This window comes from Psychrobacter sp. M4, from assembly GCF_055699795.1.
Genome location: NZ_CM146740.1, coordinates 799,016 through 814,346, shown reverse-complemented (window position 1 = coordinate 814,346; position 15,331 = coordinate 799,016). Strand labels below are relative to the sequence as shown.

14 protein-coding genes are annotated in these 15,331 nt (G+C 44.1%); 8 read left to right on the top strand and 6 right to left on the bottom strand.

Features of this window, described 5'->3' with window-relative positions:
* Positions 1-131: 131 nt before the first annotated feature.
* Both topA and ACR63N_RS03495 read right to left on the bottom strand, forming a co-directional pair.
* Positions 132-2,795, bottom strand: coding sequence for a type I DNA topoisomerase (gene topA, locus ACR63N_RS03500; protein WP_367105321.1), 2,664 nt, complete (start codon positions 2,793-2,795; stop codon positions 132-134).
* Between the two features lie 339 nt (positions 2,796-3,134).
* The gene (locus tag ACR63N_RS03495) at positions 3,135-3,707 is read right to left on the bottom strand and encodes a hypothetical protein (protein ID WP_367105320.1); all 573 of its coding nucleotides are present in this window, start codon (positions 3,705-3,707) and stop codon (positions 3,135-3,137) included.
* 342 nt (positions 3,708-4,049) lie between these two features.
* Here ACR63N_RS03495 and ACR63N_RS03490 point away from each other — a divergent pair, with 342 nt between their 5' ends.
* Complete coding sequence (locus tag ACR63N_RS03490; protein ID WP_367106414.1) at positions 4,050-4,592, top strand: DUF2799 domain-containing protein; 543 nt, start codon at positions 4,050-4,052, stop codon at positions 4,590-4,592.
* 216 nt (positions 4,593-4,808) lie between these two features.
* Here the strand turns inward: ACR63N_RS03490 and ACR63N_RS03485 are convergent, their stop codons facing one another.
* From ACR63N_RS03485 to ACR63N_RS03475, 3 genes are all read right to left on the bottom strand, one after another.
* A complete protein-coding gene (locus tag ACR63N_RS03485; RefSeq protein WP_367105318.1) occupies positions 4,809-5,210 on the bottom strand; it encodes an ExbD/TolR family protein in 402 nt (133 codons plus the stop codon).
* Positions 5,211-5,293: 83 nt separating this feature from the next.
* Positions 5,294-6,010: a MotA/TolQ/ExbB proton channel family protein gene (locus tag ACR63N_RS03480; protein WP_367106413.1), complete on the bottom strand. Its 717-nt coding sequence runs from the start codon at positions 6,008-6,010 to the stop codon at positions 5,294-5,296.
* Positions 6,011-6,069: 59 nt separating this feature from the next.
* On the bottom strand, positions 6,070-7,023 hold the full coding sequence (locus ACR63N_RS03475) for an energy transducer TonB (protein WP_367106412.1): 954 nt from the start codon (positions 7,021-7,023) through the stop codon (positions 6,070-6,072).
* A gap of 464 nt (positions 7,024-7,487) precedes the next feature.
* Here ACR63N_RS03475 and ACR63N_RS03470 point away from each other — a divergent pair, with 464 nt between their 5' ends.
* The 5 genes from ACR63N_RS03470 to ACR63N_RS03450 all read left to right on the top strand — a co-directional run bounded on the left by ACR63N_RS03470 (position 7,488) and on the right by ACR63N_RS03450 (position 13,365).
* Complete coding sequence (locus tag ACR63N_RS03470; protein ID WP_472782458.1) at positions 7,488-8,534, top strand: siderophore ABC transporter substrate-binding protein; 1,047 nt, start codon at positions 7,488-7,490, stop codon at positions 8,532-8,534.
* Positions 8,535-8,607: 73 nt separating this feature from the next.
* Positions 8,608-9,735: an ABC transporter permease gene (locus tag ACR63N_RS03465; RefSeq protein WP_367106410.1), complete on the top strand. Its 1,128-nt coding sequence runs from the start codon at positions 8,608-8,610 to the stop codon at positions 9,733-9,735.
* Between the two features lie 60 nt (positions 9,736-9,795).
* On the top strand, positions 9,796-10,860 hold the full coding sequence (locus tag ACR63N_RS03460) for an iron chelate uptake ABC transporter family permease subunit (protein WP_367105313.1): 1,065 nt from the start codon (positions 9,796-9,798) through the stop codon (positions 10,858-10,860).
* 35 nt (positions 10,861-10,895) lie between these two features.
* Positions 10,896-11,666 carry an ATP-binding cassette domain-containing protein gene (locus ACR63N_RS03455; protein WP_367105312.1) on the top strand — a complete coding sequence of 257 codons (771 nt, stop codon included), beginning with the start codon at positions 10,896-10,898 and terminating at the stop codon, positions 11,664-11,666.
* A gap of 283 nt (positions 11,667-11,949) precedes the next feature.
* A complete protein-coding gene (locus tag ACR63N_RS03450) occupies positions 11,950-13,365 on the top strand; it encodes a uracil-xanthine permease family protein (RefSeq protein ID WP_367105311.1) in 1,416 nt (471 codons plus the stop codon).
* 31 nt (positions 13,366-13,396) lie between these two features.
* Here the strand turns inward: ACR63N_RS03450 and ACR63N_RS03445 are convergent, their stop codons facing one another.
* On the bottom strand, positions 13,397-14,062 hold the full coding sequence (locus tag ACR63N_RS03445; protein WP_367105310.1) for a TetR/AcrR family transcriptional regulator: 666 nt from the start codon (positions 14,060-14,062) through the stop codon (positions 13,397-13,399).
* Positions 14,063-14,327: 265 nt separating this feature from the next.
* On the opposite strand from ACR63N_RS03445, the gene uraD reads away from it, so the two are divergent.
* Positions 14,328-14,849: a 2-oxo-4-hydroxy-4-carboxy-5-ureidoimidazoline decarboxylase gene (gene uraD / locus ACR63N_RS03440; RefSeq protein WP_367106409.1), complete on the top strand. Its 522-nt coding sequence runs from the start codon at positions 14,328-14,330 to the stop codon at positions 14,847-14,849.
* Between the two features lie 80 nt (positions 14,850-14,929).
* The gene (uraH, locus tag ACR63N_RS03435; RefSeq protein ID WP_367105308.1) at positions 14,930-15,298 is read left to right on the top strand and encodes a hydroxyisourate hydrolase; all 369 of its coding nucleotides are present in this window, start codon (positions 14,930-14,932) and stop codon (positions 15,296-15,298) included.
* Positions 15,299-15,331: the final 33 nt, after the last annotated feature.

Here is a 15,331-nt window from a genome sequence, read left to right as displayed (position 1 = left end):
TAAGCAAAAGCTTTATTAGACTTATAGTTTTACTAGAAACAAAAAAACCTCTTAGATAATCTAAGAGGTTTTTCTTTGGTCTATATTCTTAGATACAGGCTAAAAAGTAGCTGCAAAAAGCTTGTTGCAGACTACTCCTCTACCCATTCGCCTTTACGCCAGTACACGCCCCAACGCGTGGCTTTACCGTTTTTCTCAGAGCCAATGTACTGCTCTTTTTTCTTACGTGACCAGCGCAGAATAGTTGGGTTACCATCAGGATCTTCATCTGGACCTTCAAATAGATACTGGAATTTATCTTCCATTTTATCCTTAATAGGACGCAGTTCTGCCAGTTTCGGTGCCCGAGTCTCGCGAACCTTTGGAAACTTAGAGGCTGCTAAGAACATACCAGCCGCTCCTTCCCGCAGGATAAAGTGATCATCATGCTTAGTGGATTTTAGATCCGGCATGTCGATGGGGTCCATACGCGGCGGCGCAGGCTCACCAGTTTTGAGCACTTTACGCGTATTATCACAATTTTGACAAGCAAAGTAAGGACCAAAACGTCCGGTTTTAAGCTCCATCTGTCCATCACATTTATCGCAGTCAATGGTAGGGGTATCGGAGCCGGGGACTTCAAACTTACCTTCTTCTAAGATGTAGCCGTCACAATCTGGATTATTACCACAAACATGTAGTTTAAGACCGCCATCAACGATGTAACCGTTCATAGCCGTACCGCATTTTGGACAGCGCTTTTTCTCCATTAAATCTTTGACTTCAGCGACGTCGTCACCCTCTGCATCATCAAGATTGGCAAAAGCTTCAACGGGCATTAAGTTTTTGGTGCCCTTGCAGCGCTCTTTCGGTGGTAAGTTATAACCGGTACAACCTAAGAACACCCCTGTCGAGCCTGTGCGCAGCTGCATCGGACGAGCGCAAATATCGCAATGTATGTCGGGCACATCGGTGGGATCGTTAGGACGCATACCATCTTTATCTTTGGCATGCTCAAGCTTGGTTTTGAAATCACCATAGAAATTATCAAGCACATCTTTCCAGTTTTGATCACCTGCCGCCACATGATCAAGCTTATCTTCAAGTGCAGCAGTAAAGGTATAATCCATCAAATCTGGGAAGCTGTCTGTCAATCTGTCAGTGACGATATCGCCCATTTTTTCGGCAAACAAGCGCTTATTCTCAAGCTTGACATAGCCGCGATCTTGAATGGTTGAAATGATAGAAGCATAAGTCGAGGGACGGCCGATGCCTTTTTTCTCAAGCTCTTTGACGAGACTGGCCTCGGTGTAGCGCGGCGGCGGCTTGGTAAAATGTTGGCTTGGATCGAGCTTATCTAGTATGAGCTTATCGCCCTTTTTGACATCCGGTAGCAAAGTATCGTCGGTTTTAGCGGGCGGCATCACTTTGGTAAACCCGTCAAAGGTCATAGTGCGTCCGCGCGCTTTAAGCTCAACGTTGCCAGCTTCCACAAACAAATTTACTGATAAATATTTAGCAGGCATCATCTGACAGGCGACAAACTGACGCCAAATCAACTCATAAAGACGAATAGCATCACGCTCAACGCCTTTCAATTGAGTCGATTTCATATTGACATTTGAGGGACGAATGGCCTCGTGCGCCTCTTGCGCGTTTTGTTTATTGCCGTAGAAGTTTGGCTTTTCGGGTACATATTTATCGCCATAACTGTCTTCAATAAATCCGCGCGCCGCATTTAGCGCGTCCCCCGACAAGAATGTCGAGTCGGTACGCATATAAGTAATATGCCCCGCTTCATAGAGGCGCTGCGCTAGAATCATGGTTTTTTTAACCGAAAAACCTAAACGCGTACTCGCCGCTTGCTGCAAAGTCGAGGTAATAAAGGGAGCACTAGGACGCGACTGTGTGGGTTTTTCTTCACGCTCTTTAACGATAAAATCAGCAGGTTTTAGGATGGCTAAAACTTTATCCGTTTGCTCTTTATTGACCAGTTTAAGCGTTTTACCTGCTTGCTTGGTCGCCTCTAGGCGAATACCAATCTGATCTGCGCCTTTTTTCTTATCCTCTATATGCGTATCGGCATGAATTTGCCAGTATTCCTCTGGAATGAAGGCGCGAATCTCGTGCTCACGCTCAACAACTAAGCGCATGGCAACCGACTGTACGCGTCCTGCTGACAAACCGCGTGCGACCTTTTGCCACAGCAGCGGCGATACCATAAAACCGACAACTCTATCTAAAAAGCGCCGAGCTTGCTGCGCGTTAACGCGATCAATATCAAGCTTGGAGGGTTGTTTAAAGGCGTTTTGAATAGCGGACTTAGTAATCTCGTTGAAAACCACGCGCTGATACTTGCTATCAGGACCGCCAATGACCTCTTTTAGATGCCAAGCGATCGCCTCCCCTTCACGGTCCATATCCGTTGCCAGATAGATTTTATCCGCGTCTTTAGCCAAAGATTTAAGCTCTTTGATGACCTTGGTTTTGTTAGGCAGTACTTCATAGACTGCCGCCCAGCCATGCTCAGGATCAACACCCATGCGTCGTACCAGTGCTTGCTGAGTTTTCTCTTCTTTGGTTAGACTGTCATCTTTTTTGGTACTGGTCGATTTTTTGGCGCTTTTACTGGCGCCCACAGGTAGATCGCGTACATGGCCAATACTGGAGCGTACGATAAAATCATTACCCAGATATTTATTAATCGTTTTTGCCTTAGCAGGCGACTCGACGATCACTAAAGACTTACCCTTAGCGTTATCGGACGCAGAAGCTGAGCTTTTTTTGGTTGTGGTTTTACTTGTGGTTTTTGCCATATGTGACGACACCATAATAATCTGATTGAAAGTAGCTAATATAAATAGCTAAATAGTTAGTTGCGTAATTTATTCTAATAGTAGCTTCTAATAAAAATAGTTATAAGATATAAAGGAGCGATAAGGCAAAGTATTCTTTAAAGACGTTACACTGCTAATAGTTGAGCTGTCAACTAGAAATAATTGAGCAATAATATAAAACAAGTCTAGCGCTTAATATTATTTGATATCTAAGCTAACTCAAAAAGCTAATTTGCAGCCTTATTTGGCTTTTAGATAAATAGAAACTTCATTGGACGCTTGGTGATAAATACTTGTCATTATTAAGCAGTGGTAGTCTCAAGTACCTGTTCTAGCCATGCTGCTTTTAGACAAGCCATGGCTACTTGCCTGCATTTGTAGCGCCCACTGTTCAAGGTTTTGTTTTAACGCCAACAAATCCGGTTCAATAGCGCCAGTTTTATAATTTGGATTGGTGATCGGACGCACATAATTAATATCTTCCCAATAAACGATAATGCTATTGGCTTTAACGGCGAGTCCTTTTACAAAGGGTTCAATCGCTGTTGGCAATGCAAGCGGCGTTTTATCTAAGCTAAAGTTGGCGTGAATAGGCTGTTCATTATTATCAATACTCGCATAGGGACGCCACTGTCCGTCTATAACCTGATAACGCGATTGCGGTAGCTTAACATTGTCTATTATCAAACAATACTGGCCGATCATGCCGCGGCCATATTCGTTGTCCTTACCTTTAATCCAATCCGGACAAACCACAAGCTTCGGATTAAGCTGCAAGCGCCGTGCGCTCATACGCAGCTTGTCCAAACGCTGGTCGATACCGTTAGGTTTTAGCGCCATCATACTCCCAAGTACAAACAGTATGATAATAATGGTAATCCAAAATCCCATGATAATCTGACCTTCTAGATGAATCTTCAATAAAACGAAAATAGGGAATACCGATGGATATCCGGTAATCTAATAACCTTGCTACTGACTGTACTATTATATTGTCTTACTCTAAGTTGGTTTCAAGAGGTAGCGTGTAGATTAATATCGCAACCTTATAATTAAAAATCAAGCGTGAGCTTAAGCGCTTTATAATTTGACTTCACATAAAGACTGCTATATCAGCAGCTTAGATAAAAATTATTAATAAAGGAGCATCAATATAATGACAATAAGATAGCAAAATCACTGTTATAAAAAGTGCTATGATAAACTATAAATTTAGAGGCGCGCAGGTTTATTATGAGTTACTTTTTTAAACTAAGATCAACTGCCCATGCAAACAGTACCTTTATTAATAAATCTAGCATTAATAAACTCAGCATGGTGGTATCGGTGTTAGGCGTAGCCCTATTAACGCTATCCGGCTGTGCTACAACCAAACCCAATCTTACCCCGCAGCAGTGTCAAACCAGCAATTGGCAACAACTCGGCTACGTTGATGGGCTAAACGGTCGTTCAGGCGACTATTTTGGTTATTATGCTAATCAGTGCGCAAGCGTAAGTGGTGCGACACCCAATCGCGTGCTTTGGGAGCAGGGTCGACAGCAAGGTCTCAAAGGCTATTGTACGGAGCTGAACGCTTATAAACTTGGACGCGAAGGTTATGATTGGCAGCCTGTTTGTCCACTTGAGGGTATAGAAAAGCTGGAGGAAGCTTACGCGCAAGGCCGCTATTACTATATCCGCCAGCGTGATCTGAACTATCTGCGCTCGCCTTATCCCTTTGGCTATGGGCCGTTTGGCTATAGTCCCTTTTATAGACCTTTTGGTTATGGCTGGTAGAGCGTGATACTGGCAAAATAGAACACTTTAATAAATAAAACCTCGCTCAGTTAACCATTAACTAAAAGCGAGGCTGGAGAAAAGATTATTATTTTAATTGTTCTTCTTATTGTAGTGGCTGTCTTTTTACTGATAAGTTTGCTGGTTTATGTGGCAAGCTTGTTTTTTTAATGGTTTGATAGTTAGGCAATGTTTAAGAATTAGGGGTAATAAACATCATTCATTTACAAAAGCAATCTTAGTCAGTCCTGCAGTGCTGGCAGCTGCCAATACTTGCGCAACATTATCATAGCGACTGTCTTTGTCCGCGCGCAGTTGGATAGAAGGTTCATTGCCAGCAGCGCCCTGCCTTTGCAAGCGTGTCTCTAATTCTTCCATACTAATAGACTCATCATCCCAAAACAATCCTGCGTCTTTATCAATACTGATTTGAATGGGATCGACTGGCAGCTCATTGATCTCAGCACTGGTCTTGGGCAGATTGAGCGGTACGGTTGGATTAAGTACCGTCGCTGTCAACAAGAATATGATCATAAGTACCAGCATGACATCGATGAGCGGGATGAGGTTCATCTCATTCATGCTTTGGGTATCGTCGTCACCTAATTGAAAAGCCATAGTTATTCTCTTAATTGAGTGCTTGTAGTTTTGGATCTTAGCGTTTTAGAACATATAGTTTCAGTGCTTATTTATATCTAGGATTATGCTTTTGACTGCGAAGTAACTGAATTCTGATAACTCTTTTTTTCATGACCTTTTTTTTCATGACCCTCTTTTTCTTTAGGCTGTATTATACTAGTATCGCGTTTTATACTGGTTTGCTTGGTAGCTACAGCATCAGATGCCAAGCTTTGGCCTACCGAGAACTGAGCTGATTGCGCCAATAGATCGTGAGCTTTGTCATTAGCATAGTACATCACGCGGCGATTGATACGAATGGCAAGGTTATAAAATACTACCGCTGGAATGGCAACAGCAATACCGAGACCAGTCATAATAAGTGCCTCGCCTACTGGTCCTGCCACTTGCGCTAGCCCCGCTTGCCCTGTAGTACCAATATTATGCAGTGCATGGAAGATCCCCCACACCGTACCAAACAGTCCAATGAAAGGAGCGATAGCTGCCGTCGTCCCCAAGATTGGCAGACCGCGCTCGCTGGCAAAGCGGTAGCGCCCGATATGCTTAAGAAGTGCTTGTTCCACGACTAGGCGGTGGTTGGCAGCATCGGCTGTCTGTAGCTCAGAGCGTTTGTTTTGGATCTGCTGACTTAAATCGTTAGCAACCGTTCCTGCCAATTTGCGACTTTGAATAATACGAATAATACCTGTCACCCAAGAGAGTACCGATAAGGCTAGCAACAAGAAAAATAAAGTTCTTGTCACCATATCGCTGTATTGCCAGTAGCTTGCAAAGTCCATATCAGATTCCTTAATGTTTGGTTATTTAGTATATTAGTGCTATGCGATAATAGGATAGATTAGCGAGGAACTTGATAAGTAATGGGTAGGGTTACATTGCCTACTACAGCAACCCCATCTTTCATAAAGGGTACGAATCTGCCTGTTCTTACCTGCCGCTGCGCCTCTTGGTCTAAAACTCTATTGCCAGAGGACTGTGCCAAGCTCACATTGTCAACGCCGCCTTGCTTGTTAACTCGCAGGGTCAACAGCACAGTAAAACTATCACCAGGTCTAGCACCGCGTTCAGCACGACTAGGAAAGCTGAGACTAGGCGCTGCTGCCCATCTGGCATCACTTTCATTAAATTTTACTGGCTCATTGCTTGCTGCTTGTGCGGCGGCGGCTTGTTGGGCGGCTTGTTCTGCTGCTTCTCTAGCAGCTTTGGCATCGGCCGCAGCTTTCGCTTCTCTAGCCTCTTGAGCTTGCTTTCTAGCTCTATTCTGGGCAGCAGCTTTTTGTTGCTCGGCCTGCATCCGGCGTTGATCATCAGCGGTGGTACTATTAACCCTAGGCTCTGAGGTGGCTGGCGTATAAGTAGTATCATAAGTAGGCTTTGTAGCACTAGACGCCCGATCGGCATTCGTCTGTACAGTAGTACTTATAACAGACTCCGATACTGGGGCTGGTGTTTCTACAATTTTGGGTTCATGGTCTAGCTCCACTATGGGTTCAAGCATCGGCTCTACCACTGGTTCCGGCTCCACTACTGGCTCAGGTTCTGGCTGTACTTCAGGTTCAGGCTCAGCTTCTGACTCCAAGGTCTTCTCTGCTGCTGCCACTGTCTCTGCTTGATTATTCAAAGTTACCATCTCAATTTCCAGCGGCGCAGTAGCCTGAAACGATTCAGTAATAGGTGTAGGAGGTTTAACCATGATCAAACCTATAGCTGTTAGTACATGCAATACCACTACGATACCGATTGCCATTGAAGTCAGCTTGAGCGATGGTTTGCCTATAGTTATTGAAGCCATAACACCCTAATATCTCATCATAATTAAGACTAATTTAAAGAGAGGAAAAAATTGGCTTAATAATAATATAAATGATAAGCATTATCAATATTGATAACAAACTAGTGATAAATAACCGTTAATATTTATACAATTAGCTTTGTAAATACTGCAATAACCACCTTTTAAAGAGCCAATACTGTAGGCAAGCTAAGCTTAGATGATAAATAATTAATATCACAAATGAAAATCATTATCATTGAAAAAATATTTCATTTACTTTATCATTACGGCTAAATTAGCGACTACCCAACGGTTTGAAAGTTGTCACTTTATAACACATTAATGTCTAGAACTTTACTTTTCAATCAACAAGTAGAGTGCTAGTCCCTTTATAGACTAATGGTGAACAAATTCCTTTCTTTTATTTCTGTGACGGTAGCTTATTATCTACTGCGCACAACCTATGATATACCGAGCTTCTTATGCCTAATAACTCTGCTATTATTGCCAAAAAAACCCCTTTACTCAAACGCTCACTACTGAGCGCTATGACCGCAGCACTAGCTATCAGTGTTAGCTTAACGGGCTGCTCCAACTCAGATAACACTGATATGGACGATACCAAAGCCCAAAACAACACTGCAGATGCGGCATCCAACGTCGCAGATAACGATGCTGTTTCAGTGCCTTCCGTTGAAGTTGATACGGTAAAAGGGCCTGTCGACTTTCCTATGAATCCCTCACCAGTTGTGGTGTATGACATGTCTTTGATGCAGGATCTAGCGGCGCTCAATGTCGCAATTGATGGTGCGCCAAATGGCCTACTGCTAGAAAACCTGCTGCCTGCTGCCCTTCCTGACCCTGAAGAGGTCGGTACTTTGTTTGAGCCTGATCTTGAAGCCTTAAATGAGATGCAGCCCCAAGTGATCTTGATTGGTTCGCGAATGGCAGAAAAATACAATGAGCTATCCAATATCGCACCAACCTTGGACATGAGTATCGACACTGCCAATATCTATGAGTCTAGTAAACGGCGTTTGCTCGATCTAGGGGCACTGTTTGGTCAAAGCGATTTAGCGGCTAGATTGCAACAAGATATCGATGGCATGATCGAACAGACTAAAGCGTCAACCAAAGATAAAGGGAATGGCCTAGTCGTGATGGTGACGGGTAACAAACTCTCTGCCTATGGCGATCAGTCGCGTTTTGGTTTTATTCATAGTGTCCTTGACGTACCTATGGCTGATGAACAGATATCAGAGGGAAGTCATGGTCAGCCCATCTCCTTTGAATATATCCAACAAATGAATCCAGACTGGCTTTTTGTCATCGATCGCGGCGCCGCTATTGGTCAAGAAGGCGCTAGTGCCAAAGCAGTATTAGACAATCCTTTAGTCGCGCAAACTACCGCTTGGGATAAAGACCAAGTGGTGTATCTAAGCCCAGACTCCTACCTTGCTTTTGGAGGTTATCATCAGTGGATGCAGGACTTGGAGACGATTAATTCGGCTTTTAGTAAAGCTCAGTAATAGCAAAACAGAGACTAAATAAACTAGACCTGATAAAAGAGCAGGTCAGTTGTATCGTAAGCTGGTATTAACTATGGCACTATTTTCCAAAACAAAAACGAGCAGTAGTGATATTAAGGCGGTAAATCCTGTATCTACGCTACTGGCGCGATCGTCTTGGCGCTCAAGTTACAGCGCTCATACAGGTTTTAGTGTTCATAATAGCAACCAGCGCCGCGCTGCTATAGCGCCTTGGCTTATTAATAGCGCAAGCCTCATTATCATGGGGCTTTTAGTCTTATTAAGCTTATCAATTGGGGTGGCGGACTTTTCTTGGTCGGGTATCGTGCAAAGCCTTGTACATTGGAGCGCTAATTCGGACAGCTCACTGCTGCTAGTCAGCCGCTTGCCACGTACTGTCGCTATTATTTTGACCGGTATCTCAATGGCAGTTGCTGGAATGATTATCCAAGTAGTGCTCAAAAACCGATTTGTCGAGCCCTCAATGGTCGGCGCTACCCAAAGTGCCGCGTTTGGACTATTGGTCGTCAGCCTCCTGTTCCCTGCCAGCGCCTTGATGGTAAAGATGAGCGTGGCGACTATTGCCGCGCTCCTTGGCATGATGTTGTTCATGCTACTAATTCGCCGCATTCCGCCCACTGATTTTTTGATGATTCCGCTAATCGGTATTGTTTTTGGCGGTATTATCGAAGCCATAACGACCTTTATCGCTTATCAAACCGAAACCTTACAGATGCTCAGCGTCTGGCAATTTGGTGATTTCTCTGGTGTATTGGCTGGTCGCTATGAGCTATTGTGGCTGACAGGCGTACTATGTGTCATCGCTTATGTTATCGCCGATAAGCTTACCATCGTTGGGCTAGGCGACAATATCGCGCTAAATTTAGGTATAAGTAAACGCCAAATCACCTGGATTGGCGTTGGCATGGTAGCGATGATGAGCGCGGTCGTCGTAGTGACCGTAGGCATGATTCCTTTTATTGGTCTGGTCGTGCCTAATATTGTTAGTCGCATTATGGGCGATAAACTGCGGCGCAGCTTGCCTGCGGTCGCGCTACTGGGTGCATCGGCAGTGCTGCTTTGCGATATCATCGGACGCTCTATCCGCTATCCTTTTGAGGTGCCCGTCGCGACGATTTTTGGTGTCGTCGGTACGGCGGTCTTTTTATGGTTGTTATTACGCGCTCCTGCTGAATCATAAGATTTAATAAAGCCTTGTTAACAATGACTTATACCCTACTTTCTTTATTAAGATTCGCGTATGTTTAACTCATCCATCTCTCATACTAAAACTACGTCTAACTACGCTGAATCTACGTCAGATAGCCGCCTATCAAACCAGCAGCTGCCGAGTAGCAGGTGGCTAAAAGGCTGGCAAATGATCACTCGCCACCCATGCTTGTTTGCCACTATTATCTTATTGTTATCAGCCATACTATTTTTGACTATAAATGTGAATGGACACTGGGACTTTACGTTGCTGCTACGTGGTAAAAAACTGCTGGCACTCATGGTGGTCGGCTACGCTATCGGCGTCTCTACCCTGCTGTTTCAAACCCTGACCCATAATCCTATCTTGACACCATCGCTACTGGGTTTTGACTCACTATACGTGCTCTTGCAAAGCTTACTAGTCTTTTCTTTGGGGACGATTAGTTATACCAGTATCAATCCAATGGCGAAGTTTGGGCTGGAGATTGTGTTGATGTTTGGGGCGTCCATGCTGCTGTTTCGGCTGCTGTTTTCTAAAACTAGTCAGGACTTAACGCGGCTGATATTGGTAGGGGTTATCTTTGGAGTATTGTTTCGTAGTCTCTCAGCGCTGGTGGCGCGGCTGATTAATCCCGACGACTTTATAGTAGTGCAGTCTGCCAGTTACGCCCAGTTCAATACGATCAACCCGCAATTGCTTGGTATCAGTATTGCTATTTGTATCGTCAGCGCTATCGTCGTTTGGCGCTGGCGTTATCAGTGCGATGTGCTCATGCTCGGTAAAGCGCAAGCTATCAATTTGGGTATCAATTATCAGCGTTTGGCATTTAGCTTATTGACGCTTATCGCCGTATTGGTCGCCACAGCTACCGCCTTGGTCGGTCCGGTAACCTTTTTTGGATTATTGGTTTGCGCCTTAACCAACTGCTTCTCCAGCAACATGGGTCACAGCCAGCGCTTAGTATTGGTCAGTTTGATTGCCATGATTTGCTTGATCCTTGGTCAAGCCATCTTTGAGCAATTACTAGGCATGGCCGGCATACTATCAGTGGTCATTGAGCTGGCTGGTGGCTTGATATTTTTAATACTGATTTATATGACCCAGCGCCGCTAGATTTGTTTTTCTTAAAATATTAAAAAAGAACTCCTATGATTAAAATAAACCAGCTCTCGCATCAGATTGGTAAGCAGCAAATTTTGCACGATATCACTTTATCTTTACCGCCCGCGCAAGTGATTGCCTTGATTGGTCCCAATGGCGCGGGCAAATCGACTTTGTTTTCGGTTATGGCACGTTTGCAGCCCTTGCAAACGGGGTCGATTAGCTTTTACGTAGCTAATGAGAAGCGTGATATTATCAGCTGTGATGCGCGTACCCTATCAACTACGGTGGCGATGCTCAGCCAAGAAAACCACGTACAAGGTCGTCTGCGCGTGCACGAGCTGCTGATGTTTGGTCGCTACCCTTATCATCAAGGTCGACCAAGCCCTAATGATCAACAAAAAGTTGATGAGATTATCGAGCGCTTTGAATTACAAGCGCTTGCCAATCGCTTCTTATCCACCTTATCAGGTGGTCAACGTCAGCGCGTACTGATTGCCATGATTGTTTGCCAAGATACGCCTTATCTGCTCCTCGATGAGCCACTTAATAATCTTGACATGTATCATGCAGGGCGCTTGATGCGCGAGCTGCGCAGCTTAAGCCATACTGAGCAAAAAACCGTGGTCATCGTCCTACATGACATCAATCAAGCGGCGCAGTTTGCCGATACGGTCGTGACTATGCATGATGGGCAAGTAATGGATGTCGGTAGCCCTGCTGAAGTGCTGACGCAAGAAACCATGAAAGCGCTTTATAACGTTGAAGCTACCGTACTGACGCATGCTGGTCGTCCTGTCATTGTTGATACGGCGTAATTAATAATTATAAGCTCGCTTCTGCGTCTTGACGTTTAATCGCTTCGTGCTCACTCTTACCACTAACAATTCTTTAGTATCAAAAATACTCCCAACACTCCAAATAAATTCCTTTTGCATAAAAAAATCATTGCAATAACCTACCTTTTCGCTATATTCTAGAGACAGCTGACCAAATGGTCAGGTTTTTAATTATGATAGTTAGCAGAAATCGTTGATAACCATTCATCCTTTTTTAATTGGCACAGGGATAAGTGCAACTCTTCATCAAAAGGAATTTGTTATGAGTGACATAAATAAACACATTCAAGGAAATCCAGATTTACTATACGGACTGCATGACCGTCCAGCGCCAGGCAAAGCGTTCTTGGGTGCAGTACAGCATGTTCTTGCCGCTTTTGTCGGGGTGATTACGCCTTCTCTTATTATCGGTGGTGCTCTGGGTTTAGGAGAGCATATTCCTTACCTAATCAGTATGGCTTTGATGGTGTCAGGGGTGGCAACCTTTATCCAGACTCGTAAGTTTGGTCCTGTGGGTTCTGGTCTTATGGCGCTGCAAGGTACCAGTTTTGGTTTCTTAGCTGCCGTCCTTGCTGCAGGGTTTGTGGTCAAAAATCGCGGCGGTAGTCCTGAGGAGATCCTCTCGGTAATCTTTGGTGTCACCTTTTTAGGTGCTTTTGTCGAGATCTTCTTAAGTCAGTTTATTACCAAGCTTAAATCTTTGATGAATCCTATTGTCACAGGCTGCGTCATCGTGACCATTGGTTTGTCACTCACTAAAACTGGTCTTACTGATTTAGCAGGCGGCGTTGGCGCTGAGAACTTTGGGAGTATTCCAAACCTAATGCTTGGCGGCGGCGTACTGATCAGTGTGGTACTCATTAGTATTGTTGATAACAAAGTCATTCGCTCCAGCGCCATCTTTATCGGCTTAATGCTAGGCTTAATTGTGGCGACTTTTATGGGCCGCATTGATTTTTCTTTAGTCAGTGAAGCGCCGTTACTAACCGTACCTGTACCCTTCAAATTCGGTTTTAGTTTTGATTGGCAAGCTTTTATTCCGATTGCTTTTATGTATGTTATTACTAGTATTGAGACCTCAGGGGATTTAACGGCAACCTCAATGATCTCAGGCGAACCTATCAAAGGGCCGCTTTATGAGAAACGTATTAAGGGCGGAGTATTAGCTGATGGCGTCAACTCTGCCATCTCTGGTATTTTTAACAGCTTTCCGGTTACTACCTTTAGTCAAAACAACGGAGTTATTCAGATGACGGGTATCGCCAGTCGATACGTGGGCTTTTATGTCGGTGGTATTTTATTTACCATGGGACTGTTTCCAGTTCTGGGTGCCATCTTTACTCAATTACCAAAGCCGGTGGTTGGCGGAGTGACGCTACTGATGTTTGCAACTGTAGCGACTGCTGGTATTCGTATATTAGCAACGGTCAACTTTACGCATCGTAATGTATTGATTATCGCCACATCGTTAGGTCTTGGTTTGGGTGTCGCTTTCGTTCCTGACGTATTTGCCCAGATGCCGCAGATGTTCCGTAATATCTTCGGATCAGCGGTGACCGTATCAGGTATCGTTGCCATCTTACTTGATAGTATCTTACCGAAGAGCTACGGCGCTGAATTTGATACCGCAGATCAGCACGTTAACGATGGTTTGAAGACCGGAAGTCAAGCACCGTAATGATGATGCACTAGTTATATATTCTAGTCACTTATTCAAGTCCGCAGCCTCTTAAAATAAAAGGCACTAAAAAATCAGCGGCTCGCGTCTGATCCTGTTCATCGTAGGCGTCTTTTTGTAGCAAGCCGACGATTTCAGTTTCAAATTCGGCGTACCGCTGCGTGGTTGCCCAAATCAAAATCAAAAGCTGTAGCGGATCAGCTATACTGATTTTGCCTTGCTCATGCCATGTCTGCATAACCTTAGCTTTATCTAGTGCCCACTCTTTCATCGTTGTCGACATAAATTCCTGCAAATGCGGTGCACCGCCAATGACCTCTAGCGCAAAGAGTTTATGACGATTCGGGTTAGTAAAAGCCTGCTGCAGCTTGGTACGAATAAATTTTTCGATAACCGTTTTCGGGTCACTATCGACTGTCATAGTCACCAGCCCTTCGTTCCACTCTTCAATGATCGAGCGTAGCACTGCCTTGTATAGATTCTTTTTATTTTTAAAATAGTAATGAATATTAGCTTTTGGCAGGCCTGCGCGATCAGCAATGCCTTGCATGGTCGCGCCGCGATAGCTTTGCAGTACAAACTCCTCTTCAGCAGCGCTTAGAATAACCGCTTGATTATACGCGCGAATATCTTGTTGGCTACGATGAGCCGGAATCTCGGTTGCTGATGATATTTTCACTTGAGTAGTTTGAGTCATATATTGAGCCATTAAGGATAAGGGTTAATAAATACTTATATTTCGGTAAATTATTAGAATATACCACTTATAATTTTAATAATAAGTATAAAGAGTAAAAATAATTCATAAAACAGTTGACCAAATGGTCAGGTTTTAGCAAAATAGAATATACAAATCAATTATTATCAATTTCATAGCGACTTGTTGGTTCATGACTAAATTACGGTTATATCATGATCAGCCGCTATAAATGTAAATTTTTTATAAAGAAAAGGACGTCACTGTGAGTTTAACCTTAACCCAATTCAACGAGCTCTCAAAAGCAGATGCTGTAGCAAAACTCTTAACCTGTTGTACCAGTACTGTCTGGGCACAAAAGCTTGCCGGCGCGCGTCCCTTTACCGATATCGACACTCTTCTTACCAGTAGCGATGCAGCTTGGCAGCAAGCGCAAACCAATGAGGCCAATTTGCTTGAGGCCTTTGAGGGTCATCCGCAGATTGGCAATGTAGCGACGCTCAAAGAAAAGTACCGCAATACGCAAGGTAGCGCTGCGCATGAACAATCAGGTGTTAACGATGCTGAAGATGAAGTTTTAGTAGCATTGGCTCAGGGCAATCAAGACTATCTCGATAAGTTTGGCTTTATCTTTATCGTCTTTGCTAGCGGTAAAAGCGCGCAGCAAATGCTTGATTTATTACTTGCACGTCTGCCTAATGATCGTGCAACCGAGCTTGCTAATGCGGCAAGCGAGCAAAATGAAATCACCCGTCTGCGTTTAAACAAGTTATTTGATAATGCTTAAATTATTAAATATTCAGTTATTAAAAATCTAGTTGTTAAATTAGCAGCGCTATTTATTCTATCTCTTCTAAAGGACGTATCATGTCAGTCACCCTCTCCTCACATATTTTGGACACTCATCTTGGCAAACCTGCGACTGATATCGCGGTCACCCTACATCGCATCAACGGTAATGATGAGGCTACTTTATTAGCCAACGGCACGACCAATAACGATGGCCGAGTCACACCAGACAGCTGGCAATTTAATGACATGCTTGATAGTAATGAGCATAAGTTAAGCACGGGACGCTATACCCTAACCTTCGATACGCAATCTTACTTTGACGCACAAAAGCTGACGGCGTTTTATCCGCAAGTGATTATCGACTTTATCGTCAGCGATGAGAGCCACTACCACGTGCCGCTACTGCTTAGCGCCCATGGTTATAGTACCTATCGCGGCTCGTAGATTTATCAAGTTACAATATGGAAAAATACGGAA

Excerpts from the sequence above, each read along its gene's own strand:
- topA (WP_367105321.1), bottom strand. The coding sequence starts at position 2,795 with ATGGCAAAAACCACAAGTAAAACCACAACCAAAAAAAGCTCAGCTTCT.
- ACR63N_RS03495 (WP_367105320.1), bottom strand. The coding sequence starts at position 3,707 with ATGGGATTTTGGATTACCATTATTATCATACTGTTTGTACTTGGGAGT.
- ACR63N_RS03490 (WP_367106414.1), top strand. The coding sequence starts at position 4,050 with ATGAGTTACTTTTTTAAACTAAGATCAACTGCCCATGCAAACAGTACC.
- ACR63N_RS03485 (WP_367105318.1), bottom strand. The coding sequence starts at position 5,210 with ATGGCTTTTCAATTAGGTGACGACGATACCCAAAGCATGAATGAGATG.
- ACR63N_RS03480 (WP_367106413.1), bottom strand. The coding sequence starts at position 6,010 with ATGGACTTTGCAAGCTACTGGCAATACAGCGATATGGTGACAAGAACT.
- ACR63N_RS03475 (WP_367106412.1), bottom strand. The coding sequence starts at position 7,023 with ATGGCTTCAATAACTATAGGCAAACCATCGCTCAAGCTGACTTCAATG.
- ACR63N_RS03470 (WP_472782458.1), top strand. The coding sequence starts at position 7,488 with ATGCCTAATAACTCTGCTATTATTGCCAAAAAAACCCCTTTACTCAAA.
- ACR63N_RS03465 (WP_367106410.1), top strand. The coding sequence starts at position 8,608 with ATGGCACTATTTTCCAAAACAAAAACGAGCAGTAGTGATATTAAGGCG.
- ACR63N_RS03460 (WP_367105313.1), top strand. The coding sequence starts at position 9,796 with ATGTTTAACTCATCCATCTCTCATACTAAAACTACGTCTAACTACGCT.
- ACR63N_RS03455 (WP_367105312.1), top strand. The coding sequence starts at position 10,896 with ATGATTAAAATAAACCAGCTCTCGCATCAGATTGGTAAGCAGCAAATT.
- ACR63N_RS03450 (WP_367105311.1), top strand. The coding sequence starts at position 11,950 with ATGAGTGACATAAATAAACACATTCAAGGAAATCCAGATTTACTATAC.
- ACR63N_RS03445 (WP_367105310.1), bottom strand. The coding sequence starts at position 14,062 with ATGACTCAAACTACTCAAGTGAAAATATCATCAGCAACCGAGATTCCG.
- uraH (WP_367105308.1), top strand. The coding sequence starts at position 14,930 with ATGTCAGTCACCCTCTCCTCACATATTTTGGACACTCATCTTGGCAAA.